Below are 26,138 nucleotides of genomic sequence, written 5' to 3' on the forward strand. Positions count from 1 at the left end.
TCTCCTTTTTAATAAGCACCTTGTGAATAAGTTAACTCATAACTATGTGTATAAATTTCGATTAAATTACCGAATGGGTCTTCGCAATACACCATTTTATAAGGCTTTTCATTTGGATAATATTCACGAATTGGCATGCGCTTCTTACCTCCGTGAGCCACAATTTTTTCAACAAGCCCTTCAATATCAGGATCCTGTACACAAAAATGAAAAATTCCCGTTTTCCAAAATTCAAAGTTATTTTCTGGAGTCTCGTTTGCTGGAAATTCAAATATTTCCACACCAACTTTATCAGATGTAGCTAAGTGAGCGATTTTAAATTTTCCCCATCCCTTTCCAAATACATCAGTGCACATTTGTCCAATAGGGCTTTCGTCTTCTATAATTTCAGATGGTTCCATGATTACATACCATCCTAATACTTCTGTATAAAACTCGACAGCCTTCTTTACATTCGGTACAGATAATCCAATATGTGAAAATGAACGAGGATATGTTTTAGTCATTTTGATCTTCTCCTTTTTATTAAATGGTCTTTTTCAGTATAATAATGACAGGTTGTAAATAAAAGACGGCACTTTCATGTAACCAGGTACCCTTGCAGTAACCGCAATTTATGTATACTTAACTATTATGACCATATTAAATTCCTTTAAAATGGAGGATGAACGTTGAAAACGACAAAATACAATGTGCCTGTTGAAGCAACTCTTGAAGTGATCGGTGGAAAATGGAAAGTTGTCATACTGTGCTTGTTAAAAGAAGGAGAAAAACGCTTCAGTGAACTTCAGCGAGCCATGCCTGCCATTACCAAAAAAATGCTTTCTCAGCAGCTGCGGGAATTAGAGAAAGACGGAATCATTAATCGGAAAGTCTACGGTGAAGTTCCACCTAAAGTGGAATATTCACTTAGTGAAGAAGGAGAGAGTTTACGAGAAATTTTAAACTTGATGTGTGCATGGGGAGACAGAAGAATGGGGAATCAGCCGGATTGCAGTTGATTTAGAAGGTTGCCTTTAAATATTCTAATGGGGACTTTCTTAAAAAGCAGTTCGTTTACACTAAGTCTTTTTATAAGAAATAACATTAATAAAAATTGACTATCAGGATTAATCATGTTAATTTGTACATGCAAATGAATAAAAGGAATGATTACATGAATGAAGAGGAACAGGTATTAATTCATTGTCTTTACTTTACAGCAAGCCGGTTTGCCCGTAACATTACAAAATTAGCTGAAAACACATTTGATTTTGGTGACCTTGCACCTTCATATCTTTATATGATTATGATTGTGAAGTTCCATCCGGAAATCACACAGAAGGAACTGTGTCACAAGTTATCTATTGCACCTTCCACAAGTACAAGGTTTATTGATAAACTTGAGAAATTAAAACTGGTTACTAGAAAAATGGATGGAAAACAGACACTAATCTCTTTAACTGTTGATGGAGAAAAAGTGTACCAGCAGTTTCGGGTTTCATTAAAAGAACTGTTTACCAGTTATTCCGCAGTCTTAGGACCGGAGTTCAGTAAAGATTTAAGTAAAATGCTTCACGAAGCGAGCAATAAGTTAGAAAGAGACATGTAATTTTTTTACCCATTCATTTGCATATACAAATAACTTAGGAGGAAGTTGCTATGTCAGAAAAGATATTGCTAATTGTAGGTGCTGGACCAGGGATTAGCTTAAATACAGCAAAAAAATTCGGAAAAGAAGGATTTAAAGTTGCCCTGATTTCCCGCAGTAAGGATTCATTAGAGAAATATGAAAATGAACTTAAAAATGATGGGATACCAGCAAAAGGATTTCCAGGGGATGTCTCTTCAGTAGAATCTTTAAAAACAGCCATTGATAAAGTAATTAATACTTACGGAAAAATTGATGTGCTTTTATTTAATGCTGCTGCAGGAAGACCAGGCAAACCAACCACCTTAAGCGTTGATCAATTAGTGGAAGATTTTAAAGTCAGTGTAGCTGGAGCTCTTACAAGCGTAAAAGAAGTGATTCCCTATATGCAAAATGGAACCATTTTGTTAACAGGCGGCGGGTTTGCCCTTTATCCATATGCTGACTATGCTTCATTAGCGATTGGAAAAGCAGGTATTCGCAATCTAGCATATAGCTTGAATCAAGAACTTAGCCCAAAAGGGATTTATGTTGGGACTTTAACTATCAAAGGCTTTGTTAATGAGGGAACTTACTTCTCATCAGAAAATATTGCTGAAACCTTTTATCACATGTATGAAAACCGAAAAGATGTAGAAGTTACTTTTGAAGAAAAATAAATTATTTTTACCCTATCATTTGTATATACAAATATAAAGGAGAAGAAATCATGAAAACTATAGTTATTGTTGCACATCCCAATTTAGCAACTTCAGTCATCAACAAAACATGGAAGGAGCGGTTGATCCAAGAAACCGATATTACTGTTCATGATCTATATGCCAAATATCCTGATGGGAATATTGATGTAGCTTATGAACAACAATTACTGCTCGATCACGACCGGATTGTTTTTCAATTCCCATTCTACTGGTACAGCAGTCCTTCTTTATTAAAGGAGTGGCAGGATGTTGTTCTTACTTACGGTTGGGCATATGGATCGGAAGGAACAAAATTGCGCGGCAAAGAATTTATGTTAGCCATTTCAACAGGCGGACCTGCAGAAGCCTATCAAGCTGGTGGATACAATCAATTTAGCATGAGCGAATTAACCAAACCATTCCACGCAACAGCTAACTTGACCGGTATGCGTTTCTTGCCCATTTTTACGAAGCAGGGAGTACGCTTCTTAACGAACGAACAAGTCCTTGAAAGTGCTGAAGAGCTGGTACTTCATCTGAAAAATAACTATTAGGAGAAAAGAGTTCTTGTCATTCTTTTTTCATCAGCACCAATATTTTTAATTAAACAAATTAAATTAATGGTTGAACTTATAGAGGAGGTAAAATGGCTTCCTGCTTATGCAGATATCACATGATAAGCAGGATCAGAACATTTATATATAGGTGAAAAAATGAAAAATGTCAACCTTAAGGAGTAAGAGGCTAGTCAAAGAAAAAATACAATCAAAAAGCGAAGACATTCCAGAAGAATGTGATCACGCAAGGAAATGAAACTGTGTACATAGAATTGAATGAAGTGGATTAGTGAAACGCCGTATGCGGTGAAAGTCCCATGTACGGGCGATAACCCAAACCCTTACCTATCTATTATAAGAAGGCCATCGAAATGTGATGGTCTTTTTATATGTTTTAAAACACCAACTTAACATTATAAAATCCTATTTTGTAAAAATCATACGGAATGTATTAGAAAAAGCGATTTATTTTTGTTCAATTCAACCATAGTGATTCACCTACAAAACCAGTAAATTATAAATATGGAATAATAATTTTAAGAATATATAAAAATTAATAAGGTTAGGCGGTGACTTCGTGCATTTTCAATCGGATAGAATTGGTCAAATTCCTCCCTATTTATTTGCAGAGATTAATAAAAAAAAGGAAAAACTTAAGGAAGCAGGGGTAGATATTATTGATTTGGGCATTGGTGATCCTGATTTGCCGACCCCTGGTCATATTATTGAAAAGTTTGTTGAGGAAGCTCAAAAACCTGGAAATTTAAAGTATCCCAGTTTTGTAGGCTGTATGGAATTTAGACAGGCTGTGGCAGAATTTTACTGGAGGCAGTATCAAGTCAAGCTCGATCCTGAAACGGAAGTGCTGGCCTTAATTGGTTCTAAAGAGGGGATTGCTCATATCGTTCCAACCCTCATTGATCCCGGTGAGTATGTGCTCGTCCCAGATCCAAGCTATCCGGTTTACCGGATGGCCGCGCTTTTGGCGAATGGGCGCTATCATAATATGCCAATGACAAAAGAAACTGATTTCAAGCCTGATTTCCATGCTATTCCTGAAGACATCCTGAGGCAGTCAAAGCTTATGTTTTTGAACTACCCAGGAAACCCTACTTCAGCTACAGTTGGTATTGAATTTTTCCAAGAAGCTGTAGCATTTGCCCAACAGCACCAAATTCCGATTGCCCATGACTCAGCCTATAATATGGTTACCTTTGATTCCTACAAGGCCCCCAGTATCCTGGAAGTGGACGGCGCGAAGGAAATCGCTGTAGAGTTCGGTTCTCTTTCAAAAACCTATAACATGACAGGTTTCAGAATTGGATATGTGGTTGGCAACAAGAGTATTATTAAAGCGCTTTCCGTTTATAAAAGCAATACTGACACGGGTCAATTTACTCCCACCCAGAAAGCTGCAGCGTTTGCCTTAAACAGTGACCAAAGCTGCATTGCCAGACACAACGAAATCTATAAGCAGCGCATGGCTGCCATGCTGGAAGGCCTTAGAAAAATTGGGGTTGAAGTCGAGCCGCCCAAAGGGAGCTTTTTCATATGGGCACCTGTGCCAGGCGGATACACTTCCACAGCCTTTGTAACAAGTGTCATGGAGCAGACTGGTGTGATTCTTACTCCAGGAAATGCTTTCGGGCCATCGGGAGAAGGATATTTCCGTGTGTCTCTCTCAGTTCCTAATGAGAGATTATATGAAGCTGTAAATAGAATAAAAGAAAAACTAAAAATTGTTATAGGTTAAATAAATTGTTAATGGAGGGCTATTAAATGAAAAAGGTTTTAAATTTTATTAACGGTGAATGGTGCGAATCCTCAACTGGAAAATATGTTTCTGTTCTAAATCCGGCAACTGGCGAAGTCCTTGCTGAAGTAACCCAATCCTCTAAAGAGGAGGTTGACAGAGCAGTTGAAGCAGCAAAAGCTGCGCAGAAGTCCTGGCGGTTAGTGCCTGCTCCAGAACGGGCCGAAATCCTCTATGAGGTTGCTTTTCTATTAAAGCAAAGAAAAGAAGAGCTGGCACAGATCCTAACAAGTGAAATGGGAAAAGTCATTGACGAAGGCCGGGGAGAAGTGCAGGAAGCCATCGATATGGCCTATTACATGGCGGGGGAAGGCCGCAGAATGTTTGGGGATACTGTCCCGTCTGAGCTCCGCAATAAATTTGCCATGAGCGTCCGGGTTCCGGTTGGGGTTGCAGGATTGATCACCCCTTGGAACTTTCCGATTGCCATTGCATCCTGGAAGTCGCTTCCTGCTCTGGTAACCGGGAATGCGATCGTGTGGAAGCCTGCAACAGAAACGCCAATCCTTGCTGCTGAGTTTGTAAAGATTTATGAAGAGGCTGGGCTTCCTAAAGGACTTATTAATCTTGTCCACGGTTCGGGAAGCGTTGTCGGAAATGCGATGGTCGAGCATCCGGGCATCGATATAATCTCATTTACAGGTTCCAATGAAGTAGGGAAGGATATCAACGGGAAAGCAGGTGCTCTTCTAAAGAGAACCTCGCTTGAAATGGGCGGTAAAAATGCCATCACCGTATTGGAGGATGCGGATGTTGATCTTGCAGTAGAAGGGATTCTTTGGGGGGCTTTTGGAACGAGCGGGCAAAGATGTACGGCAACAAGCCGTGTCCTTGTCCATGTGGATGTAAAGGAAGAATTGGAAGGAAAGCTTCTAGATCGGATAGGAGAATTAAAGCTTGGCAATGGTTTGGATGAAACGGTAAAAGTAGGACCAGTCATCAACCGTTCCTCCCTTGAGAGAATTGATGAGTATGTAAAAATTGGCCAGGAAGAAGGAGCAAAACTGCTTGCAGGCGGTAAAATCGCTGCTGGAGAAGGATTAGAGAACGGGAATTTCTACATGCCTACCATTTTTACAGATGTAAAACCGGATATGAGAATTGCGATGGAAGAAATCTTTGGGCCAGTTGTTTCGATCATTCCCATTCAAACTATGGAAGAAGCCATTGAAATTAATAACAAAGTAGAATTTGGGCTTTCCAGTGCCATCTATACAAAAGATGTCAATCAGGCCTTCGAAGCCATGAGGGATTTGGATACTGGAATTGTCTATGTGAATGCAGGAACAACTGGAGCAGAAATCCACCTGCCATTTGGGGGAACAAAAGGAACCGGCAATGGCCATCGAGATTCTGGGGTAGCGTCATTGGATGTATATACAGAATGGAAGTCCATTTATGTAGATTACAGCGGAAAATTGCAGAGAGCGCAAATTGATAATTATTAATAAAGTTTACATGCTTTTATCCAAAAGGGTTAAAAAGCACCAGGATGAAAACTTAGTAGCTTGAATCATAGTCTAAAAAAAATGCAACACTCGTTATAAGAATGATATGCTCCCCTTTATGCAGACAGATTGAGAACAAAAATCTGCCTGCTTGGAGGGGAGTTTCTTTATGCTTGGCAAAGATACACTGAAAAATGAAAAATACAGAATTGTATTGGTATATAAAATAAAGAAACTTTCTGTAAGGGCAATTGCTTCATAAGAAATTATCTGAATGGATCGGTAAATACGAACGGTTTGGTCTCAGTGGCCTTAAGAAGCTTCCTGGGTGGAACGCATATATATAAAGCTGGCCTTATGCTGATAGGTTTTAGCACAACATGTGCACTTTTCATAAAAAATTTCATCTTCTCTAGGTCAAATGCCAAGTCAAATCTTGTCCCAATAAATAAATTATATTAGGTAGGAAAGGAGGATGAAAACCATATGTTGAGTAATTTTTACGGCAGTGATACTAATATTAACCAACTCGTTCGAAAAGAAGTTGAAGAAGCACTTAAAGGCTTAGTAATAAATATTGATTTTAAACCACAAATAAATGTAATTAATGATACACAACGTGAAGTGGCTATTGGGGAACAAGGAGTTGGTGCTGGTGAAAATACCAATATTGGCATTGTAGGTGCAAATGGCTCATCTGCAGCTGGTGAAAATCCAGAAGCAGCAAGTGTCGGGGATGATGGTACAGCTCAAACCACTTGATTACTGTCCAGGTAATTTTAGGATTTAACCAAAATGTTTTTCAATAATATGAAAGAAAGGGATGGGTATTTTATGTGTAATGAGAAAAAGAATTCATGCGGCTGTGTCAATATCGTAAACGACACAACACGCGAGGTGGCAATTGGAAAGTGCGGAGTGGCTGCAGGCGAATTTGCAAATGTAGCTATAGTTGGCAAGAATGGTGCAGCAGCAGCCGGAGAAAATCCAAATGCAGCAAATGTAGGAGAAGATGGAACCGCTAAAACTGATGGCGCCCTATGTGCGCAGTCAACTTCAAGAGGCAATAAAGCTTCTCAGTCAAATGATTAATATTTATTCAAAGTTTAAAAAAGGACAAATGATCTTAGCAGATTTATGAATCCATTGAGACAATCGCATCTATAGCAATCTGAAAAGGACGGGCTATACCTACCTTTTTTATAATATCCTCTCTAATTCACCCAGATAACATGAACTCAACCATTATGCCTCGTAAAGGCAGCCGCCCCTCACAATAACAGGGGAGGCTCCATATCACCTTTTGAAATTTGTCCTCTTCATTAGCTAAAGAAATCAATCATATGCTCATGGATTTAGCACATATTCTCATACCGTTTTCCTTATGAATGTAAATAGCTGTGTCAAATCTTGTCCGAATTAATAGTTATTAGGAAGGAAGGATGGTGAAGGTAAATGCTTAGTAATTTTTACGGCACCAATCATAATAAAGATTGGAATGCGTCGGTAATTTGTGAGGAGAAGGAAAAGAAAAAGGTGAAAAATGCAGCTTGCAGCTGTAATAATATCGTAAATGACACAGCACGCGAGGTAGCAATTGGAAAGTGCGGAGTGGCAGCAGGGGAATTTGCAAGTGTCGCTATAGTTGGTAAAGATGGCGCTGCAGCGGCTGGAGAAAATCCAAACGCAGCAAATGTAGGAGAAGATGGAACCGCTAAAACTGACGGTGTTCTAGGTGATCAGTCATCTTAGGGTGAATAAAGCCACCAGACATATCTATCAATAAGTTTAAACAGGACAAGGGATTAGCAGAATGCCTCTTCTATTGTGATACCATCTTTACAATTTGAAAGGGAGGGGCTTAGCCTTCCCTTTTTATATTTTTTGGCATTTATCGTTTTTTAAAAACGCTGCTGAACTATTATGGCAAGAAGCTTTCCTCCGTTTTGTCCATTTTCAAAGACTCCTGAGTTTCGCTATTCCCTGAACTTTTTATTGCAAAGTATAAAAGCATGCAGTGGTCAAATCGTGAAATATCCAATTTCGTGAGTTCATTGATTTTTTCCATACGGTATACCAGGGAGTTTCGGTGGAGAAACAAGATCCGTGCCGTTTCGCTCATGTTCATGTTGCAGCTGCAATAAGCCATAAAAGTTTGCGCAAGTGTCGGGTAATTCACATGATTGATAAAATCATGCAGTTTTTCCTTTAGCGTGTCTTTTACATACTGATTTAATCCATTTCCTGCAAGCTCAAAAATGATATTCCAATCATTATAATGGAATACCCTTGGAGATTTGCTGATTTTTTTTCCGGCTGTTAATGCTTTTAAGGCAGCTTGATAGGAATCCTTTATTCCGTGTATTCCATTATTGGCACTTCCAATCGAAATACTTGCGGAGCAGCTATTTTCCGTCTTTAAATATTGTAACAGCCTATGAATCTTGTGGTCCATCCTTTTCATGAAGAGCTCATGCGCTTCTTCCTTATCGATTGCTTTAATTAAGATAAATTGATCTAGTGTTAAGGGGGATAGGATATCTTCCGGATTATCAATTAAATAGTATTGCAGTATTTCGGAAATGTTATTTTGCAGGAAGTGCCATGAATATTTATCTGGCATTTGGACCTCCATTTCCAATGAATGACTGGATTCTATTTCAAAATTTATTTCTATTAAAAAGCAGATCCTGCTATGAGAAGAATCAAGATGGTATCCGAGCATTTTTGCATATCTTACACAGTATTCCAAATCCTCGGGTTTCTGGGAGTTTAGTAGGTAACGAAACAGGTTGTCAAGCGTCTTTGATTCAAGCGCACTCATTTCCTTCTTCAGGTATTCGTGGCACATTAATTCTACATGGCTTTTCACGAGCTGCGCATATTTTTGAACTTCCGCAGGCTTTCCGACAATCCCAAGGACTCCAATTGGTTCGTGGTTAATAATGATAGGAGAAGCAACTCCAGGCAAAACATTATGTAGACTTTTTACCTCATCTAACTCATAGGAAATGGTTTTCTTCCGTTTTACTACTTCGAGGGAGGCCGGATGAAAACTCCCTAATCGGCTGATATCACTTGAACCAATAATAAAGCCTTTATTGTCACTGATACTGATTGGGTATTCGATAATTTTTGAGGTATTCTCAACAATTAATTGAGAAATATCTTTTAAAAAGCCCAAAATGATAACCCCTTTACCCGATATTTTATTGATTATTAATAGTTTCTCCCTGAAGTGTAAAATCCCTTGTTAAAATAAACAATTAAAAATTTTCAAAATATTCTTTTTCTGTGTAAAATGCACATAGCATCCCGGCATTCAAATGAGTAACATTATGAATATAGAAACCAACATAGGAAGGAAGGGAAGCAAATGTCAATCCAGGCAGATATTATCATTATTGGCGGCGGAGTCATTGGTTCGAGTATTGCTTATCATTTATTAAAAGATGGGTTTACAGGCAAGATTATTGTTTTTGAAAAAGACGGGCTGTACGAATTTGCTTCTACTCCAAGAAGTGCCGGGGGATTCAGGCAGCTATATACAACCGTCGTCAATATGCAGCTAAGTAAATACAGCCTGCAAATATATAAAAATTTTTCCCAGGATATGGAAATCGATGGTGAAGCCGTTGAGATCGACTTTAAGCAAAGAGGGTACCTGTTTTTAGCTACTGAAGAAATGATGCCCCGCTTTGAAAAACATTTAATGCTTCAGAATGAAAACGGGATTAATTCTCAGCTTTTAGAAGGCGAGAAACTGTTAAGCATCATACCCGAGTTGAATATTGGCGATCTTGCAGGAGGGTTATTCTGCAGTGAAAGCGGATACTTAGATCCTTACTCTGTTATGCTGGGGTATGTGAAGAATGCTAAAAAACTTGGAGCGGAGTATATATATGATGAAGTGGAAAGCCTTATGACAGAGCAGGATCAAGTAAAGGGAATCAGGCTTTTGAATGGACGGGAATATCATGCTCCTGTTGTGGTGAATTGTGCTGGTGCCTGGGCCTCTATATTGGGGGGAAAAGCAGGTTTGCCGCTTCCTGTTGTACCACTCCCAAGACAAATCTTTCAATTTGATATAAAGAAACCTTTAGAAAATTATCTTCCATTAACAATGGATCCGACAGGGGTCTATTTCCGCCATGAAGGTGAAAAATTCATATCAGGATATGCAGAAGAAATTGAGCCTGGAATTAATTTTAAATGGCGAAGATCAGCTTTTGAAGAACATATTTGGCCAGTGCTTGCCAATCGGATTAAAAACTTCGAACATGCGAAAATCGAAAGAGGCTGGTCAGGTTTGTATGATTTCAACACAAAAGATCATAATGCGATCCTGGGAGAATATCCAACCATGAAGGGCTATTATGTAGCTTTTGGCTTCAGCGGCCATGGAATGCAGCAAGCCCCCGCTGTGGGCAAATGTCTATCTGAACTGATTCGGACCGGCAAATACGAAACGCTGGATTTAAGTCCATTAAGAGTGGAGCGTTTTGCTGAGAGGGACCTTATTATTGAAGATGCTATTTACTGAAAAAAACACCTTCGTAAGGGGATGGGCTCTTAACGAAGGTGGCTCTTGAAGTAACAGAGGGTTTACCCTCTATGATCTTATTTCCTCATAGCATTGGATGGCTGTAAACAGGAGCATGCAATGTTCGAAACTGCTTGTGTTCAAGGAAGTAATTTCACTTATTTTTTCAAGCCTGTAAATGATCGTATTTCGGTGGATAAACATATTCCTTGATGCTTCGCTTAAATTCATATTGTACTTGCAAAAGCCGAGAAAGGTAGAAGCTAAAACCTCATAATTGTCCTGCTCTATTAAGGGCGATACCATTTTTAATAGTTTCTTCTTATAGTCTTGAGCAAGTTCCCTCGGCAAAAGACTTAACATCGCTTCCCGCTCATTATATAAATGGATATTGGATTGGTCCTGAAATCCCAGCCCTATGCTCATGGCTTTCATGGCGTTTTGGTAGGAATCACAATATCCGCTTGGGCCATTTTGCACATCTCCCACACCCATTTTTGCTGAAACACTGTATTTAGCCTCCAGGAATGAATTGATTTTTGCCAGTTTCCCATCCAATTTTTCCAGTAAAGCAGGGAAAGACTGAGGAAAGGGCATGGATTTAAAAATAATGAACCGTTTAAAATCAAGAAAAGAAACAATATCATTACCATTATCCTGGAAGATTAACTTTAGGAAACTTAAAACCTCTCTTTGAAAATACTGAAAAGAAAGGTCATCGAAAAGGTTCCGTTCTCCCGATGCGGGATTGGCGATATCTATGATGATACACACCCGATCTGTCTGCATATCGAACTCCAGCCATTTTGAGTATTGAAATATATGCTCTTTTTCTTCCTGTGTTGATTCCTTATAGTGTATAAGCTGATGGACCAGCATTTCTGCCATTTTCTCTTTAAGTTCCGCCATTTCTTTTCGAAAGGCATCCTGGCACATCATCTCGACCTGATTTTTAACAAGCTGCACGTATTTTTCTACCTCTGTGGGATTTCCGACAATTCCCAGAACACCGATGACTTTGTTATTAAACTTTAAGGGAGCGGACACCCCAGGGAGGACTTTTTTATCCATTTCCTTCTTGCAATAGACCGTCGAGTTTTTTTGAATAACCTCAAGGGAAGGGCGATGGAAAATACCGATTCTGCTTTGATCGGTAGAGCCGATGATATACCCTTCATTATCCGTAATGCTAATCGGGTATTGTAAAATCTCACTGGTTTTTTCAACAATGTCTTGGGCGATATTTTCAAGGATTTTCATTTTTGATTTTCCTTTCTTCTTGTGTTCAAGACCCATTAACGAATATGTAAATTATTTTTAGGATACCAAATGAGGTTCCAGTTCCTCTAATGATAATTTTAAAAATTCAAAAAATTATAATGTGTAATCATAAGTTTACACCTTTTTTTTTGATTGTCTACTAACATCATGAAGATGTGATTCTTAGGGTGAAGAGGAAGAGGGCTTTCTGTAATTCTTTATTATTCCAAAGGGAAAATAAGAAAAATATCCTTTTTGCAATTAAATGAATACCCAATCTATCATTAGAATATAGAGTAAAAAGAACTGAAGGCTTTTTTAAATCCGCAGTTCTTTAGATAAAAAAACTAAAAATTAATTTTGAAGAATCCTTAATTTTGTTTAATTTAAACATATTATTCAGAATATTTTTAATTTAAAATTACTTTATCAACACTCATTATAGTGTTTATGTATATGGATTTTTAAATAGGGAGGGAATGTCTTTGAAGGAAGTGCGAGTCAGCAATACGTTAAGTGAAGCACATACATTGCCAGCATGGCTTTATACAGATCCAAAGGTTCTTGAAGCGGAGAAAAGAGAGATTTTTTGCAAGACATGGCAATATGTCGGGCACTTGAGCCAGATTAGCAATCCAGGCGACTATTTTACAACAGAAGTGGCTGACCGTCCAATCATCATCAGCCGCGGTCAGGACGGAGATATTCGGGCGTTTTATAATGTTTGTTCTCATCGGGCATCAAAGCTTGCAGAGGGAGAGGGCAATAAGCCGGTTTTTACATGCCCTTATCATGCATGGACCTACCGGACAGATGGGTCTTTGCTTAAAGCGCCGAATATGAAAGGCTGCGATCATTTTGACCATCAGGATTTTTGCTTAAAAACTATTAAACTTGAAATGATTCATTCCTTCATATTTGTAAACCTGAATCCGGATGCAATTTCTATGAAGGTGCAGTATCCTGATCTTTTCCAGCATGTTGCAAAATATGACTTAGGAAGCCTAAAAAGGGTACGCGTAAAAGAAACCATTTGCCAATCAAATTGGAAGATAGGGATCGATAATTATCTTGAGTGTGACCATTGTTCCATTGTACATAAGACACTAGTTTCCAAGCTTGACATGAAACAATATGAGATGTCCATGTACGATTATTACTCCTATCAAGGGACACCCTTAAAGGGAAAAAAGCTGGACTTCATGCTGGGACAAGGCGGAAGGTATTATTGGCTTTATCCAAATACATGGTTTTCATTCGATCCAGGGCCAGCCAATCTTTCTATTCACCAATCCATACCCATTGACCACAAGACCACAAAGTATGTCTATACCACGTTTTTCCTGACCGATGAGATTACGGAAGAAGAACAAGAGCTTATGGCAATGGATGAGCTTGTTAGAAAAGAAGATCTCGATATTTGTGAAATGGTTCAAAAGGGTATAGAGACTGGCGCTTATTCACAAGGAAGATTTTCACTGACAGAAAATCTCGTTCATCATTTCCATTTACTTATTCAAAGGGACCTTGAAAAGGTAATACGATTACCTCAGGACACAGTCACAGCCATTGATTAAAAACCTTTACACATTAAATTGTAAGCGCTTACGGGTTGTATTCATTTTTAAATGGAAGGCAGGGTGAAATGAATGGGTCAAACAAAATTAAAAAGGCAAATGAAAAGCCGCCATCTATTTATGATGTCCTTAGGCGGAATTATTGGCACTGGATTATTTCTTGGTTCGGGGTATGCAATCGGTGAAGCTGGTCCAGCGGGTGCCATTCTAGCTTACCTTGTTGGCGGCTTGCTCATGTATTTAGCAATGGTCTGTTTAGGAGAATTATCCGTTGTGATGCCTGTTTCAGGTTCCTTTCAGGCGCATGCAACCAAGTTCATAGGTCCCGCAACAGGCTTTGTCATCGGCTGGGTTTATTGGTTAAGCTGGGCTATGTATGTCGGGCTTGAGTTTGTTGCTGCAGGATTACTAATGAAGAGGTGGTTTCCGGATGTTCAAACATGGATTTGGTGTGCAATCTTTATAGCCCTCCTGTTTTCGATAAATTCCCTTACAACAAAAGCCTTTGCTGAAACGGAGTATTGGTTTGCGGGAATTAAGGTTCTCACTGTTATCCTTTTCATCATTATCGGGTTAGGAGCTATTTTTGGAGGTATATCCATGGAAAACACACCTGCTCCTTATGTATCCAATTTCTTCGGTGACGGACTATTTCCTGCAGGGATTGTTGGTGTTTTCATTTCGATGATGTCCGTAATCTATGCGTTTCAAGGATCCGAAATTATGGGTGTGGCCGCTGGAGAAACGGAAGAACCGGAAAAGAATATCCCAAAAGCGATTCGCACCATCGTTTTCCGAATCCTGTTATTTTATGTTTTAGCCATCTTTGTTTTATCAGCAATTGTTCCTTGGCAGGAAGCGGGGGTTCTGGAGAGTCCGTTTGTAACTGTTTTTGATATGGTAGGTATTCCATACGCAGCCGATATTATGAACTTTGTCATTTTGACAGCGATCCTCTCTGTCGGCAACACTGGGCTTTATGCCTGTACGAGAATCATGTACTCTCTGTCTGAAACCGGAATGGCACCAAAAGTCTTTGGAAAGCTGAATAAACGCGGTGTTCCTTCATATGCCCTTTTAGTGACACTTGGCTTTGCTTTATTATCTCTTCTAACTAGTTATGTAGCAGCAGATACATTATTTGTAGTTCTGCTCGCCGTCAGCGGCATTGGCGGAACACTTACATGGTTAGCAATCGCCGCTGCACAAATCGGATTCCGCAGACAATATACCAAAAATGGCGGGAAAGTGGAGGATTTAAAATATAGAGTTCCGTTATATCCTTTTGTTCCGATTTTATGTATTGCTATGTGCGTGCTCATATTCGCAGTTATGGCTTTTGATCCGACGCAGAGATCATCGCTATATTGGGGCTTTGGCTTCATTGGCCTATGCTATGTCTATTATTACTTCATGTATACACGCAAGAACATCACCTTGCCTATTAATACTGAGAGTGCAGCAAACCCTGCTGTGGGTGATGAAATCTAACGGAAAGCGAGTGCCAGGAGAGGAAACCACCAGGCAAATTTAAAAGAGCAAAAAAACTGCAGTACACTTTACGGGTGCTGCAGTTTCTTTAATGAAACAGAAGGGGGACTTACAATGGAGAATAAGCAAAATTATGATGTCATAATTGTGGGAGCCGGGTTTTCTGGATTGACAGCTGCGAGGGAATTAAGGCTGTTAGGCAATAAAGTATTAGTATTGGAGGCTCGTGACAGGATTGGAGGCCGGACATGGGTGGATCGTCGTTTAGGAACAGAGCTCGAAATGGGAGGAACGTATGTACATTGGCATCAGCCGCATGTGTGGGCGGAAATTACCAGATACGGCCTTGAGCTTGCCTCCGGACCCAAAACCGAAAAAGTATATTGGATTGCTGATGGAAAAACTTATTCATCACCAGCAGCGGAGTTTAAAGATAGGCTAAGAAGTACGGTTGAAAAACTAATGAGAGAAAGCAATAAACATATGCCTATGCCATTTGAACCTCTGAAAACTCAAAGTTTTCGTGAGTTGGACAACGTTTCTGCAGAACAATTTTTGCGGAATTTCGGTTTAACAAAAGAGGAATATGACGTTTTACATGGCTGGATTGCATCGGATTTCTGCGGTGATCCAGCTGAAGGGGCCGTAACGCAAATCTTTCGCTGGTGGGCCTTCTCACAAGGAAATTGGGATACCCATAGTGCAATGGTTTCGAGTTACCGTTTAAAACAGGGGACCCGGAAATTAATAGAAGCAATTGCTGAAGACAGCGCTGCAGACATAAGGTTATCGACTATTGTTGGGCGGATTGAGCATGAAGAAGGGGCTGCAAAAGTTTTTACTGCAGAAGGGGAATGTTTTACTGCAAAGGCGGTAATGGTAACCGTACCCTTGACAACTCTTAATCATATTCATTTCGAGCCTCCGCTTTCTGCAGCCAAGCAGGAATCTTCTAAGCTGGGACAAACATCAAAAGGTGTTAAAGTTTGGGCTAAAGTAAAAGGGGAATTAGAACCGTTCGATGCATTAGCACCTGGCAGCTACCCCTTAAATTCAGTGCATTTAGATCGATATGTTGATGGCGAAAGCATCCTGGTTGGTTTTGGGCCAATTGCGGAAAGACTGGATTCTAATGACAGGGCAGCCGTAGAAGACGCTTTGAAATGCTGGATTCCTGACATACAAGTCATTGAAAGCACAGGCCATGATTGGGTGAATGACGAGTTTTCAAAGGAAACGTGGCCTATGCTGAAACCTCAGCAGTTAACCACCTATCAGAATGAGTGGAACACCCCTGAAGATTCGGTGTTTTTAGCAGGAACTACTTATGCAAATGGCTGGGCTGGCTTTATTGACGGCGCGATTGAAAACGGAATAACCGTAAGCAGGAACGTGCATCATTATTTATTGAAACATGATTATGTAAAGGCAGAATAACTAAAAGAAGGTGCCAGGTGAACCATCAAAAGCTTGATGGAACCTGGCACCTTTTTGGTTTGCATTTTACTTATCGTCGTAGTCTGTCGTTAAGGTTCTATACACCATATAGGAGAAGCCTCCCCAGAATAAACCCAAGGTTAGGACCATCATAATTATTGAGGAAGCAGACATTATAATTCCTCCTTGATATCTGTATTTGAAGGCAGTGTCAACTCTTGATCATTGAGTCCTTCTTCCTTCACAGAGCTTCGTAATTTGTTATTAAATCGAAGGAGCAAAAAGGCAAGCAGGAAAGCAATTCCGAGCTGAAGCACAATTGTTCCGACATTGAATTCTTCGAACGGCTTCCACCAAGTGTCCGGATACCATGTCACACCTTGGTATAGCCACCATCCAGTCACTATGACAAATAAGGAGGGGATAAAATATTTAATAGAATAAACCCACCACTTGTTCACTTTAATGAAGCTGACTTCATTTATTTCATCTCGCATATTTTCCACACCGTACTTAATCGCGGCGAATGCATATAAGAAACAAGAAAGCAGCAGGCCTACTCCCCAAACCCAGTCCTGATTATTGAATACCTTCATATTTAAAGCTGAAGGGATACCGCCAATAAATATTAAAGCAACGGTAAGCACGATTGCTTTGTTTCTGCGAATTCCATAATCTGATAGGTTTCTTGTGATTAGTTCTACCATTGCCACTAATGAAGTAAAGGCAGCAAAAGCCAAGGCTCCAAAAAAGGCGATTCCAAAGATGTAAGTCTGCGGCATGACATTTAGCAGCTCTACCATATAAATAAAGGTTAGACCCGTATTCCCGGAACTTGTTGCTTGAGTAATATATTCTTGTGAAGGTGCCAGAGCAAAGATAGCTGGTATGATCGTTAAACCTGCAAGCAATTCGACAGAGTTGTTTCCGAGTCCAGCTGTTAATGAATTTTGAGCAATATCATCACGTTTCTTTGTGTAAATGGCATAGGTAGCATACAACCCCCAACCGGCGCCAACTGACCAGGCAGACTGCGATAATGCTTGAAGCCAAGTTGAGGCTTTTCCTAAATATTCCCACTGTGGTGTAAACATATAAGAAAGTCCTTCCATTGCACCAGGCAGGGTAACGGAACGGATAGCTGTAAAGATAAGCAAGAGGAATAAAAGCGGAAGGAAAAGTTTTGACATTCTTTCAATACCCTTTGTAACCCCGATAAATACAACAACACCACAAAGTGCGGCGGCAATAAAATGATAGATGACAGGTTCCGCTGAATGGCCAACAAAATTTTCCCACTGAGCAGCAGAATCAATTTTTTCTGTAAAAGTTCCTTGTAAAGCTAAGATGAAATATTTAAAAGTCCAGCCTACTACAACAGAATAGTAAAAAGTAATTCCTGCTAAAACGATGGTGATAATGGGACCGAACCAGGCAAATTTTTTGCCGATAAACTCTCCGAAGGATCCCATTGTTCCCATCCTGGTTTTTCTTCCAATAAACACTTCAACCATAATGAGCGGCAATGACCATAGGAACAAAAATACTGCCCAGCCAATTAAGAAAGAACCGCCGCCATGCTCAGCAACCATCCGCGGGAACCTCCAAATATTGCCTGTACCAACAGCCATCCCCATTGCAGCTAAAATAAATCCAATCCTTGATCCCCAAACTACTTGGTTATCCTTCAAATAAACCAACCCCTTTGTTATCAAGCCTTTTCAATCATAGGATCTAATCTGGATAGGGCACATGTTAGAATATATCGAACACGAACGGAAAGTGTTTTTCAGATATTCCTCCTTATCTCCAAAATATTATTCGATATATTTTAAAAATTCTGTATTTTAAATATATTCTTTTTGGAATCCTATATCTATGTGCATTTTTCACAAAAAATACAGATAAACGCTAAGACTATTAGAGTATTTTTACCATATTGAGGAGTAGGGTTATTTTTATCTTTGTTATTTAATTGTAAAAAGACACAAAAATTTTTTTCTAAATGAATGGATTATCATATATTTTACACATTTAATTCAGAAAATTTTTACTATATAATGATTTCAATATGATTCCTTATTGGGTAAGAGTTCATGATACTCGGCTATTGGAAAATATCTATTTAAATCTGCAATAAGGCGGGGAATGAAATGACGAAAGCGATGGTTATTGGCGGAGGAATTATTGGCCTTGCAAGCGCTTTTTTTCTTAGGAAAAAGGGCATGGAGGTTGTATTAATTGACAAAGGAGAGCCTGGTGCCGAATGTTCCAGCGGAAATATGGGATGGGTTTGCCCCAGTTTATCGGACCCGGTTCCTGCTCCGGGTTTGGTGAAGACAAGTCTTAAGTGGATGTTAAAGCGCGATAGCCCTCTCTATATTAAACCCTCAATCGTACCGTCCTTGTCCCCTTGGCTTTTGCAATTTTGGAAGTTTTGCAGTGAAGATGCCTACCAAAAAGGGTATAAGGCCGGTTTGGAATTGAGCAGGAATACCTTAAGATTGTTCGATGAGTTAGAACAGGAAAGCGGGCTTGAGTTTGAAAGTCATCGGAAAGGCCTGCTTTTTGTATTTTTAAAAGAAAGCTATATAGAAGAAAAGCTGGATGCATACCGGATTGTTGAAGAGTTTGGGCTGCCGGCACCGGCTGCAAAATCGAAAAATGAAGTTTTACAAATGGAACCTGCACTATCTGATGCTGTGGCAGGTGGAATCTATCTCTCTGCTGAGCGTCATGTTCGCCCCGAATCGCTAACTGGCGCACTAACAGACTGGCTTGTTGCGAATGGGACTGAAATCCTGTCCCGAACAGAAGTTAAGGGCTTAATTCGGGAAGGTGATCAGATCGTTGGTGCCAGCATCGGAGAGAAAACAATTGAAGGGGATCATTTTCTTGTTACTGCGGGTGCTTGGACGGGTCAGATTTTAAACCAAGCAGGAATACCAATCCCCATGACTGCAGGAAAAGGGTACAGCCTGACTATATCTTCTCCATCCATTCAGTTTCAGCAGCCTCTATACCTTGGAGATTCAAGGGTGACAATCAGTCCGTTTGATCATTCTGTTAGAATTGGAGGAACAATGGAATTGTCGGGGTTAAATTCCGACCTTGACCAGAGAAGAATCGATAGTTTGAGAAGCTCTGCTGCCCAGTATTTACGGTCTCCGATTCATGGAAAAGAGAGGGCTTGGTGCGGTATGAGGCCTATGACACCGGATGGCTTGCCCGTTATGGGTATTGTTCCTTCATTTTCGAATTTATTCATTGCATCCGGCCATGCTATGAGCGGAATATCTATGGCTCTTTCAACAGGCAGTGTCATGTCTGATTTAATAGCAAGCGGTAAATCTGATATCAATCTATCTCCTTTTGCACCAGACCGATTCAAAACACAACGTTCAAGTAATAAGGTGAGTAAAGTTACAGTATAGCAGGGGAATATTTATAAATAACGAGATTAATATGAAATGCCGTCAATCGGACGATTCCTATAGAGTCCTCATCTAAATAACCAGATTGCATTTGTTGAAGTTCACTAAGCGTGTTGGGAGTGGGACCATTGTTGATGTTAAATGAGGAAATGATTAAAGAGCTGTATTCAATGAAAGATTGTATAGAAGATGTTGAGAAAGCATTTGGATATGGGTATGGCAATAAAACGCAGACACCGATAAGAATGTCCGTTCCACATGAAAAATTTAAAGCGGAAACGTTATATATGCCATCCTATATTGAGCCGGAAAATTATACAGCTATTAAAGTTGTAAGCATTTTTCCGCACAATGCAAAAGAAGGCAGACCAGTTCTTCAAGGTGTGATTTTACTGACAGATGCCAACACTGGTGAACATGTTGCTGTTATGAATGCCAGCTGCTTAACGGTATTAAGAACAGGTGCGTCCAGCGGTGTAGCCACTAAATATTTAGCTCGAAAAGACTCCAAAACCTGTACGCTTTTAGGGTGTGGTGCCCAAGCCATCGGGCAAATACAAGCAGTAATGGCGGTTGCTGATCTGGAACATATCATATTGTTTAATCGGACAATAAAGAAGGCCGAAGCATTCAAAAATGAGCTCCTTTCTTTATATCCGGAATGGAGAGGAACCATTTCTATACAAGCAGATCCTAATATCGCAGTTAGCAAAGCAGACATTGTGATTTGCAGTACGAAGAGTTCAACTCCACTCTTTGATGGTTCTTTCCTAAAAGAAGGGACACATATAAATGCAATTGGCTCCTATCAGCCGCATATGCAGGAGGTTGACGTTCTAACACTTATGCGGAGCAATAAAATTGTGGTCGATACGATGGAAGGGGCTCTTCACGAAGCGGGCGATTTCCTTGTTCCACACAATGAGGGCTTATGGAGTACCGATTCCATTTACGGTGAAATCGGTGAAATTATTTGTGGAGAGATAGCCGGGCGGGGTGGGCCAGGCGAAATCACCTTATACAAATCGGTTGGCATCGGCTATCTCGATACCATGGTTGCTTCGGCAGTTTATAAAAAAGCCATTAGTGAGGGGAGAGGAGAGAACTTTACGCTTTGAAATCGGATTTCTTTCCGAAAGAACCTCCCCTGAAATTAAGTTAAATCAAGGGAGTCCCTTCCGTAGGCATAAGCTGGCTTTATTCCCTCAGCCGATCCGGCAATCCCTGGATCGATGACACCACAACATCGAGTTTGGCTTCGATTCTGTTCAGCAGAAAAAGCGTGACAACGATTGGGAAGCCAAGTTCGCTGATTAATGTGACCATCTGTTCCATGATGTCTGCTCCTTTCTGGGTGCCAGGCACCCTATAATACATTTATAAAAGAGGCCGGTTCAGAAAGAAACCGGCCTCTTCGGATTATACTAATTCATATTCGGTTACATTGCGCTCAAGCAATCTGGCTCCTTGTGCCTGAACAAAGTCACCGCCATTGCCATCAAAGGCATTGGCTGCAATAATTTGGTCCATAGCTGCCTTGACAGCAATTGGATCAATTGGCTCCTTTGGGTTATCAATCGTTAATTTGGACGGCTTTCCCATATCGGAAAGGAAAGTCAATTCTAACGTTTTCGCCATTCTATTTCACCTCCCCTGCAAGTTTAAGATTGTAATAGAAAAGATTAGCCTACGATATCGAAGCTGTCATTTTTATTAATTGCTGCCAACGGGTAGTTAGATAGTGAAGCAACAGCTTGTCCCACCGTATAGAGCTGGTCAGGTGAAGCTGATTGCTTTAGGCTGCTGTAGGTTTTTGACTTATGAATAGGTTTCCCTTTTTCATCCAGACCCGTTTCAAAAACCAGGCGAAGCTTCGTATCGATGATATTTGCTTGTGCCATGTTGTTCACCTCCTTTCACTTTCTATATACGTTTTGGCGGGCAATATGGACAGGGTGATTTTAAAAGATTTAAGAAATGCATGTTAGAACAGTAAGTCTTCCAATCTTCCGCCTTTAAAGTTGAATACTTTTAATTTATCCCGGGCTCCCTGGCGCCAGGCTTTGACAGCAGAAAGGGAGACGTGTTCTTGAACGGCAATTTCCTGTACAGTCAGGTGATTTTCGAGTGTATAAATCAACCATTTTTTCTGGTTTGCCGTCAAGGTACCGCAGATTGATAAAAGATCATGGAGAAATGTGGACGGGCTTTCATGCAGATGATCCTCTATGACTTCCCAGAATTCTTCATCGGGATATACATAGCGTTCTAAATATGCTGATTGTCTCGTTAATTCATTTTGCATTTTCCCTTTCACGTAACCGAAAGCATAGGAAATAAAATTCCCTTTTTCTGAATTGTAATTCTCCCATCCCTGCCAAAGGCTAATGAGCCCAAGCTGGTAGAATTCATCTCTGTTTTTATAAATGCTAAGGTCATTCATAATTCTATGGATCATCGGTTCATATTGTGCTGCCACTTGCTCAAAGCTTTCCAAGTTAGTATCCCTTCAGGAAAGCGCGCTCTCAAAGTATTCCCGGGTAGCTTAAACATAGCGGGATTAAGATTTTTTTGCGAATCGAAAAAAAGTCGAGTTTTGGAGAGTTTACCACCTAAACTCCTGAGTTTAGGTACCAAACTCCCCGAAAGAAGGGTCTAACTCGCCGATTTTCGGGAAAAATTCACTTTTTTTATTTTTTGTAAAAAAAGGTTAGGGAGAAGTCGTCTTGATTCCCCGCAAAGCCCATTTCGAACAGGTCTTCAAAGTAAAGTTCCTCCAGTTTTCTGTTCAAAATGCCGTAAAAGTATGCAATCGGTTTTGCAACCTTGCTGGTTTTCATTTTGCGGATCAGTTGTTTGAAAGAATGAATGGCCGTGTTAAGCACCCCGGTGCTATCTTGCTCGCGGTCGTTTCTATAAGCTGCAATTGCGGTCATTCTCCAAAACTCTTCGATTTGTTTTGCTTCTGGGAAAAAGTATTTCACAGCATCTGCGAATGATGTAGGAACTCGATCGCTAGTATAAGTGTAGTCGAGCCCGGTATCGCTACGTTTTTTATTCTTTTGATTTTTATTAGTTTTAGAAAGATTAATGGTTTTATTATGGTGGTTCATTTTTTTCTCCTCAGGTGGTTCACTCTTGGGAAAGCAATTGAAAATATATAAGTTGCTGGACTGTGAACCATTCTTTCTTTCTGTTTCACGGACTGTAAAGATACCTAACTCTGTTGCTTTTACAATCATCCTCTTAAAAGTAGAACGGGAAATTCCATTGCCGTTGTATTCCTCGTGGATTGCTTTAAGAACGGTACCGATCTTTGCATTGGACACGCCGGGAACCTTTGCTGCAAAACGAGCCAGCCTTTTTAATCCTACAAGCTCCCCCTTCGAAAACTTGTCCTTATTCACCGCAAGCCACATCTCTAAATGACTATTAAACTCCTGAAGGTTCTTAAACTGGGAAAACTGTTCAAACTGATCAACATTGCCTGATTTTAAATTCATATAAATGCACCACCCTTTCACCTTCTATATACAGTTGAGGGAAGGGAAAGGTCAGGGTGAATTTTAGGGAAATGTGTCGAAATGGTGAACGAGCGGGGTTTTCGGGATTCAAAGAGAAGCAGACCAAAGTAAAAAGAAGCTCAAAGCAACGACAATGGGGAGACAGAGGAAAAAAGGCCGTCATAAAGTTCATGACGACGTTGATGGGAAGATTGAGAAGAAAAGGTCGTCATAAAGGGTTCGTGGCGACAATTACTGGACGGGCATGTGAAAAAAAGTCGTCTAAGTTGACGATTAATAGAGCAAAAGTTTTCTTCTCAACATTCTTGACAATGATAATCATTTTCACTTAAACTGTTCTTAAGCATTGATAATCATTATCATTTATAAAAAATTGATATATTAAAAAATTTTAAAGGGATACCTTGAACAATTGAATCGGGGAGGGGTATATGACGAGCATAATCTATATTTGTGAATGGTGTGGTTTTATTGAAGAGGCTGAGGATGAAAGTTACCACTGTCACTGCCCTTGTTGCGGATTAGAAGATATCGAAGCTGTTTAGGTTAATAGTCATTAAAATACATACTTCAGATACAGGTTCACTTAATAAGATTGAAAATAGGAGAGAAGAAAATGAATGAACATTATATAGCTATAAACACATTTCAACATGATATTGATTGCTTTTGTCCGGATGCTTATCATGCATTCTCGATCACGATCCCAAAAGGAAATCTAATCGAAGTCACTCCTGAACGTAAATTTACGATGGCAAAAGGCTGGTATGTTTTTGTTGTAATTAATGAACAACATGCCTTCTATATGGCCATTGAAGATTTGGAGCAGTATATAAAGAACGAAAACATCTTATCTTCGATGGATCTAGACCTTAAAATAAACTTTCTGCAATTTAAGATCGATCAGGACCTTGAAAGAGGTGATGAATCATCTTTTGCAATCCACACTAACTTGTTAAATGAATTACGCAAGCTTAAAGTGGAACTGGCAAATCATTTAAGTACTATTACTGTGGGCTAATAGGTAGGCTCTTTTCTCAAAGATTGTTGTTTTTACTTATAAATTCAGCCCGTTGATTTCCGTTGCGGGCACTCAGCGAACCCGCGGGGAGGAGTGGAAGCCTAATCGGCTTCGCCTGTGGGCTCTCACGCTCCCTCACTTCCCGCAGGATATTGAAATTGCTTCTTTGAATAAACACCGCACGAAGGAAATGCGGTAGCACCTCCGCTACAGTCAACTTAGAGGCCAAACTAAGTTAGCTTGCCCAAAAGCAACAAACTTTACGAAAACAGCCAAAACCATAAAAACAACCAGCAGACAAAAACGCATGGATAATGATGTAATCGATGCGTTCAAATTGACCTTTATGTAACTAAATTATTGCCGAAAGAAAAAACGCTTGGATAAGACTCTTGTCTCAAGTGTTTTTTACTTTTGTCTCCAGGAATCTTTTAATCTTTGTCACTACCTCAGGATTAATATGAACTTCCATTTCTTTCACTTCCTGTGCAAGTTTCTCTTCTTCAATCCCAATATATTTATAAAACTCAACTAATGTTTGATGGGTATTTTCCAGCTGTTTTCCGATTTTTAAACCTTTTTCTGTCAAAGTCACCGTTCTGTATGGCTGGAAGTGGACAAAACTCAATTTTTTTAGTTTTACAACCATTTTTGAAGCAGACGAAACGGTCACATTAAGTGATCCAGCAATATCTGATATGGTCGCATGTCCATATTTTTTTTCAAATTTATAGATCTCAATAATATATTTTTTTATACTCTTTGGCTCCAATACAATCACCTTCATTTCAAGTATTAAAAGAGTGGCAGGGAGAGCATTTTTTAACTATTAATTGCATTAATATTTACAGAGAAGTTTGGGGAACGAGATGCATGTTCATTGAATTCAAACATATGATGAAATAATAAGATTCCGGAGGATTTTCATGTCATTGTTGCCTATTCTTTTATCATCACTTTGTACAGGCTTAGGAGCACTGCCTATTCTGTTAATAAAAAGTGTTTCCCATAAAGGGAAGGACGTTTTGCTGGCTTATACGGCAGGGATTATGGTTGCAGCGTCGGCATATGGCTTAATTCCATCTGCTATTAAGCTATCGAATCTTACTGTTCTGGTCATTGGAATTTTAATTGGAACTCTGGTTTTAACCGTGCTGGAAATTTTTATTCCGCATGTGGATTTGGACAATTCGAGACCTTCAGCAGGGAATTCAAATGTGATCATATTGTTTTTAATAGCGATGTCCCTGCATAATTTGCCGGAAGGTCTGTCAGTTGGAATAAGCAATGTAAGCAGCAGCCAGGATCTTGGCCCGCTTGTTTCTTTTGCAATAGGACTTCAGAATATACCAGACGGTTTTTTGGTGGCGTTATTTTTAGTTACACAGAATGTCAGCAGGGTAAAAGCCATTCTATTTGCAGCCCTGACAGGTATGATTGAATTATGTGCAGGATTAATAGGAGTGTTATTTGGCGGATCATTTGAACACATCATTCCTTATGGACTTGCTTTTGCGGCAGGTTCAATGCTTTTTGTGGTCTATAAAGAATTAATCCCTGAAAGCCATGGAGATGGGAATGAGAGAGCGTCGACATTGGCGTTTATTATTGGGTTTCTATCCATGGTGATTTTAACAGAATGGTTCCGATAATTCATGTAGTTCTTCTGGCATATTCTTTTTATTATGAAAATTGACACCTCTCCTAATGGAAGAGGTGTCTT

The 26,138-nt window shown here is 39.7% G+C and carries 28 protein-coding genes; 17 read left to right on the forward strand and 11 right to left on the reverse strand.

Annotated features, from left to right (window positions below; translation table 11 throughout):
- Nucleotides 1–8: 8 nt before the first annotated feature.
- Nucleotides 9–506: a lactoylglutathione lyase family protein gene (locus J7I93_RS00160; protein ID WP_214722412.1), complete on the reverse strand. Its 498-nt coding sequence runs from the start codon at nt 504–506 to the stop codon at nt 9–11.
- A gap of 165 nt (nt 507–671) precedes the next feature.
- Here J7I93_RS00160 and J7I93_RS00165 point away from each other — a divergent pair, with 165 nt between their 5' ends.
- The 9 genes from J7I93_RS00165 (at nt 672) to J7I93_RS00205 (ending at nt 7,880) form a co-directional block, all read left to right on the forward strand.
- On the forward strand, nt 672–1,001 hold the full coding sequence (locus tag J7I93_RS00165; protein WP_214722413.1) for a winged helix-turn-helix transcriptional regulator: 330 nt from the start codon (nt 672–674) through the stop codon (nt 999–1,001).
- A gap of 155 nt (nt 1,002–1,156) precedes the next feature.
- Nucleotides 1,157–1,591: a MarR family winged helix-turn-helix transcriptional regulator gene (locus J7I93_RS00170; protein WP_214722414.1), complete on the forward strand. Its 435-nt coding sequence runs from the start codon at nt 1,157–1,159 to the stop codon at nt 1,589–1,591.
- Nucleotides 1,592–1,641: 50 nt separating this feature from the next.
- Entirely contained in the window at nt 1,642–2,289 is a 648-nt protein-coding gene (locus J7I93_RS00175) for an SDR family oxidoreductase (protein ID WP_214722415.1), read from the forward strand.
- 50 nt (nt 2,290–2,339) lie between these two features.
- On the forward strand, nt 2,340–2,864 hold the full coding sequence (locus tag J7I93_RS00180; protein WP_214722416.1) for an NAD(P)H-dependent oxidoreductase: 525 nt from the start codon (nt 2,340–2,342) through the stop codon (nt 2,862–2,864).
- Between the two features lie 580 nt (nt 2,865–3,444).
- Nucleotides 3,445–4,620, forward strand: a complete 1,176-nt coding sequence (locus tag J7I93_RS00185; RefSeq protein WP_214722417.1) for an LL-diaminopimelate aminotransferase — start codon at nt 3,445–3,447, stop codon at nt 4,618–4,620.
- 26 nt (nt 4,621–4,646) lie between these two features.
- Entirely contained in the window at nt 4,647–6,128 is a 1,482-nt protein-coding gene (locus tag J7I93_RS00190; protein WP_214722418.1) for an aldehyde dehydrogenase family protein, read from the forward strand.
- 486 nt (nt 6,129–6,614) lie between these two features.
- Nucleotides 6,615–6,890: a hypothetical protein gene (locus J7I93_RS00195; protein ID WP_214722419.1), complete on the forward strand. Its 276-nt coding sequence runs from the start codon at nt 6,615–6,617 to the stop codon at nt 6,888–6,890.
- Nucleotides 6,891–6,962: 72 nt separating this feature from the next.
- Nucleotides 6,963–7,220 (forward strand): hypothetical protein, encoded by a 258-nt coding sequence (locus tag J7I93_RS00200; RefSeq protein WP_214722420.1) that lies wholly within the window; start codon nt 6,963–6,965, stop codon nt 7,218–7,220.
- A gap of 363 nt (nt 7,221–7,583) precedes the next feature.
- Nucleotides 7,584–7,880, forward strand: coding sequence for a hypothetical protein (locus J7I93_RS00205; RefSeq protein WP_214722421.1), 297 nt, complete (start codon nt 7,584–7,586; stop codon nt 7,878–7,880).
- Nucleotides 7,881–8,049: 169 nt separating this feature from the next.
- On the opposite strand, the gene J7I93_RS00210 is transcribed toward J7I93_RS00205, so the two are convergent.
- On the reverse strand, nt 8,050–9,312 hold the full coding sequence (locus tag J7I93_RS00210; protein ID WP_214722422.1) for a CdaR family transcriptional regulator: 1,263 nt from the start codon (nt 9,310–9,312) through the stop codon (nt 8,050–8,052).
- Nucleotides 9,313–9,504: 192 nt separating this feature from the next.
- Here J7I93_RS00210 and J7I93_RS00215 point away from each other — a divergent pair, with 192 nt between their 5' ends.
- Nucleotides 9,505–10,671: an NAD(P)/FAD-dependent oxidoreductase gene (locus J7I93_RS00215; protein WP_214722423.1), complete on the forward strand. Its 1,167-nt coding sequence runs from the start codon at nt 9,505–9,507 to the stop codon at nt 10,669–10,671.
- Between the two features lie 69 nt (nt 10,672–10,740).
- On the opposite strand, the gene J7I93_RS00220 is transcribed toward J7I93_RS00215, so the two are convergent.
- On the reverse strand, nt 10,741–11,931 hold the full coding sequence (locus J7I93_RS00220) for a CdaR family transcriptional regulator (protein ID WP_214722424.1): 1,191 nt from the start codon (nt 11,929–11,931) through the stop codon (nt 10,741–10,743).
- Nucleotides 11,932–12,410: 479 nt separating this feature from the next.
- Between J7I93_RS00220 and J7I93_RS00225 the strand changes: the two genes are divergently transcribed.
- The 3 genes from J7I93_RS00225 to J7I93_RS00235 all read left to right on the forward strand — a co-directional run bounded on the left by J7I93_RS00225 (nt 12,411) and on the right by J7I93_RS00235 (nt 16,436).
- Nucleotides 12,411–13,508 carry an aromatic ring-hydroxylating oxygenase subunit alpha gene (locus J7I93_RS00225; RefSeq protein WP_214722425.1) on the forward strand — a complete coding sequence of 366 codons (1,098 nt, stop codon included), beginning with the start codon at nt 12,411–12,413 and terminating at the stop codon, nt 13,506–13,508.
- A gap of 72 nt (nt 13,509–13,580) precedes the next feature.
- Nucleotides 13,581–14,999, forward strand: coding sequence for an amino acid permease (locus J7I93_RS00230; RefSeq protein WP_214722426.1), 1,419 nt, complete (start codon nt 13,581–13,583; stop codon nt 14,997–14,999).
- 114 nt (nt 15,000–15,113) lie between these two features.
- Nucleotides 15,114–16,436, forward strand: a complete 1,323-nt coding sequence (locus tag J7I93_RS00235; protein WP_214722427.1) for a flavin monoamine oxidase family protein — start codon at nt 15,114–15,116, stop codon at nt 16,434–16,436.
- A gap of 66 nt (nt 16,437–16,502) precedes the next feature.
- On the opposite strand, the gene J7I93_RS00240 is transcribed toward J7I93_RS00235, so the two are convergent.
- A complete protein-coding gene (locus J7I93_RS00240; protein WP_214722428.1) occupies nt 16,503–16,610 on the reverse strand; it encodes a MetS family NSS transporter small subunit in 108 nt (35 codons plus the stop codon).
- Complete coding sequence (locus J7I93_RS00245) at nt 16,610–18,127, reverse strand: sodium-dependent transporter (RefSeq protein ID WP_214722429.1); 1,518 nt, start codon at nt 18,125–18,127, stop codon at nt 16,610–16,612. Before J7I93_RS00245 ends, J7I93_RS00240 begins: the two co-directional genes overlap by 1 nt.
- Nucleotides 18,128–18,589: 462 nt before the next feature.
- Here J7I93_RS00245 and J7I93_RS00250 point away from each other — a divergent pair, with 462 nt between their 5' ends.
- Complete coding sequence (locus tag J7I93_RS00250) at nt 18,590–19,870, forward strand: NAD(P)/FAD-dependent oxidoreductase (RefSeq protein WP_214722430.1); 1,281 nt, start codon at nt 18,590–18,592, stop codon at nt 19,868–19,870.
- A 128-nt stretch (nt 19,871–19,998) separates the two neighbouring features.
- On the forward strand, nt 19,999–20,988 hold the full coding sequence (locus J7I93_RS00255; RefSeq protein WP_214722431.1) for an ornithine cyclodeaminase family protein: 990 nt from the start codon (nt 19,999–20,001) through the stop codon (nt 20,986–20,988).
- A gap of 79 nt (nt 20,989–21,067) precedes the next feature.
- Here the strand turns inward: J7I93_RS00255 and J7I93_RS00260 are convergent, their stop codons facing one another.
- The 5 genes from J7I93_RS00260 to J7I93_RS00280 form a co-directional block, all read right to left on the reverse strand.
- Nucleotides 21,068–21,205 carry a YvrJ family protein gene (locus tag J7I93_RS00260; protein WP_048010265.1) on the reverse strand — a complete coding sequence of 46 codons (138 nt, stop codon included), beginning with the start codon at nt 21,203–21,205 and terminating at the stop codon, nt 21,068–21,070.
- An 84-nt stretch (nt 21,206–21,289) separates the two neighbouring features.
- A complete protein-coding gene (locus tag J7I93_RS00265) occupies nt 21,290–21,508 on the reverse strand; it encodes a DUF2922 domain-containing protein (RefSeq protein WP_214722432.1) in 219 nt (72 codons plus the stop codon).
- A gap of 44 nt (nt 21,509–21,552) precedes the next feature.
- Nucleotides 21,553–21,771 (reverse strand): DUF1659 domain-containing protein, encoded by a 219-nt coding sequence (locus J7I93_RS00270; protein WP_214722433.1) that lies wholly within the window; start codon nt 21,769–21,771, stop codon nt 21,553–21,555.
- Between the two features lie 83 nt (nt 21,772–21,854).
- Nucleotides 21,855–22,367, reverse strand: a complete 513-nt coding sequence (locus J7I93_RS00275; RefSeq protein WP_214722434.1) for a sigma-70 family RNA polymerase sigma factor — start codon at nt 22,365–22,367, stop codon at nt 21,855–21,857.
- Nucleotides 22,368–22,560: 193 nt separating this feature from the next.
- The gene (locus J7I93_RS00280) at nt 22,561–23,373 is read right to left on the reverse strand and encodes a hypothetical protein (RefSeq protein ID WP_214722435.1); all 813 of its coding nucleotides are present in this window, start codon (nt 23,371–23,373) and stop codon (nt 22,561–22,563) included.
- 637 nt (nt 23,374–24,010) lie between these two features.
- Between J7I93_RS00280 and J7I93_RS00285 the strand changes: the two genes are divergently transcribed.
- Complete coding sequence (locus J7I93_RS00285) at nt 24,011–24,415, forward strand: hypothetical protein (RefSeq protein WP_214722436.1); 405 nt, start codon at nt 24,011–24,013, stop codon at nt 24,413–24,415.
- 397 nt (nt 24,416–24,812) lie between these two features.
- On the opposite strand, the gene J7I93_RS00290 is transcribed toward J7I93_RS00285, so the two are convergent.
- Complete coding sequence (locus tag J7I93_RS00290) at nt 24,813–25,196, reverse strand: metal-dependent transcriptional regulator (RefSeq protein WP_353050244.1); 384 nt, start codon at nt 25,194–25,196, stop codon at nt 24,813–24,815.
- Nucleotides 25,197–25,341: 145 nt separating this feature from the next.
- Here J7I93_RS00290 and J7I93_RS00295 point away from each other — a divergent pair, with 145 nt between their 5' ends.
- Complete coding sequence (locus J7I93_RS00295) at nt 25,342–26,067, forward strand: ZIP family metal transporter (protein ID WP_214722438.1); 726 nt, start codon at nt 25,342–25,344, stop codon at nt 26,065–26,067.
- Nucleotides 26,068–26,138: the final 71 nt, after the last annotated feature.

The sequence above is a fragment of the Bacillus sp. ISL-47 genome, from assembly GCF_018613175.1.
GTDB lineage: Bacteria > Bacillota > Bacilli > Bacillales > Cytobacillaceae > Cytobacillus.

What these genes read in the sequence shown, in the direction of transcription:
- J7I93_RS00180 (WP_214722416.1), top strand. Translation starts at nt 2,340, where the DNA reads ATGAAAACTATAGTTATTGTTGCACATCCCAATTTAGCAACTTCAGTC.
- J7I93_RS00265 (WP_214722432.1), bottom strand. Translation starts at nt 21,508, where the DNA reads ATGGCGAAAACGTTAGAATTGACTTTCCTTTCCGATATGGGAAAGCCG.
- J7I93_RS00195 (WP_214722419.1), top strand. Translation starts at nt 6,615, where the DNA reads ATGTTGAGTAATTTTTACGGCAGTGATACTAATATTAACCAACTCGTT.
- J7I93_RS00235 (WP_214722427.1), top strand. Translation starts at nt 15,114, where the DNA reads ATGGAGAATAAGCAAAATTATGATGTCATAATTGTGGGAGCCGGGTTT.
- J7I93_RS00250 (WP_214722430.1), top strand. Translation starts at nt 18,590, where the DNA reads ATGACGAAAGCGATGGTTATTGGCGGAGGAATTATTGGCCTTGCAAGC.
- J7I93_RS00205 (WP_214722421.1), top strand. Translation starts at nt 7,584, where the DNA reads ATGCTTAGTAATTTTTACGGCACCAATCATAATAAAGATTGGAATGCG.
- J7I93_RS00260 (WP_048010265.1), bottom strand. Translation starts at nt 21,205, where the DNA reads ATGGAACAGATGGTCACATTAATCAGCGAACTTGGCTTCCCAATCGTT.
- J7I93_RS00160 (WP_214722412.1), bottom strand. Translation starts at nt 506, where the DNA reads ATGACTAAAACATATCCTCGTTCATTTTCACATATTGGATTATCTGTA.
- J7I93_RS00190 (WP_214722418.1), top strand. Translation starts at nt 4,647, where the DNA reads ATGAAAAAGGTTTTAAATTTTATTAACGGTGAATGGTGCGAATCCTCA.
- J7I93_RS00170 (WP_214722414.1), top strand. Translation starts at nt 1,157, where the DNA reads ATGAATGAAGAGGAACAGGTATTAATTCATTGTCTTTACTTTACAGCA.
- J7I93_RS00280 (WP_214722435.1), bottom strand. Translation starts at nt 23,373, where the DNA reads ATGAATTTAAAATCAGGCAATGTTGATCAGTTTGAACAGTTTTCCCAG.
- J7I93_RS00295 (WP_214722438.1), top strand. Translation starts at nt 25,342, where the DNA reads ATGTCATTGTTGCCTATTCTTTTATCATCACTTTGTACAGGCTTAGGA.
- J7I93_RS00270 (WP_214722433.1), bottom strand. Translation starts at nt 21,771, where the DNA reads ATGGCACAAGCAAATATCATCGATACGAAGCTTCGCCTGGTTTTTGAA.
- J7I93_RS00175 (WP_214722415.1), top strand. Translation starts at nt 1,642, where the DNA reads ATGTCAGAAAAGATATTGCTAATTGTAGGTGCTGGACCAGGGATTAGC.
- J7I93_RS00240 (WP_214722428.1), bottom strand. Translation starts at nt 16,610, where the DNA reads ATGTCTGCTTCCTCAATAATTATGATGGTCCTAACCTTGGGTTTATTC.
- J7I93_RS00285 (WP_214722436.1), top strand. Translation starts at nt 24,011, where the DNA reads ATGAATGAACATTATATAGCTATAAACACATTTCAACATGATATTGAT.
- J7I93_RS00230 (WP_214722426.1), top strand. Translation starts at nt 13,581, where the DNA reads ATGGGTCAAACAAAATTAAAAAGGCAAATGAAAAGCCGCCATCTATTT.
- J7I93_RS00215 (WP_214722423.1), top strand. Translation starts at nt 9,505, where the DNA reads ATGTCAATCCAGGCAGATATTATCATTATTGGCGGCGGAGTCATTGGT.
- J7I93_RS00220 (WP_214722424.1), bottom strand. Translation starts at nt 11,931, where the DNA reads ATGAAAATCCTTGAAAATATCGCCCAAGACATTGTTGAAAAAACCAGT.
- J7I93_RS00225 (WP_214722425.1), top strand. Translation starts at nt 12,411, where the DNA reads ATGTCTTTGAAGGAAGTGCGAGTCAGCAATACGTTAAGTGAAGCACAT.
- J7I93_RS00200 (WP_214722420.1), top strand. Translation starts at nt 6,963, where the DNA reads ATGTGTAATGAGAAAAAGAATTCATGCGGCTGTGTCAATATCGTAAAC.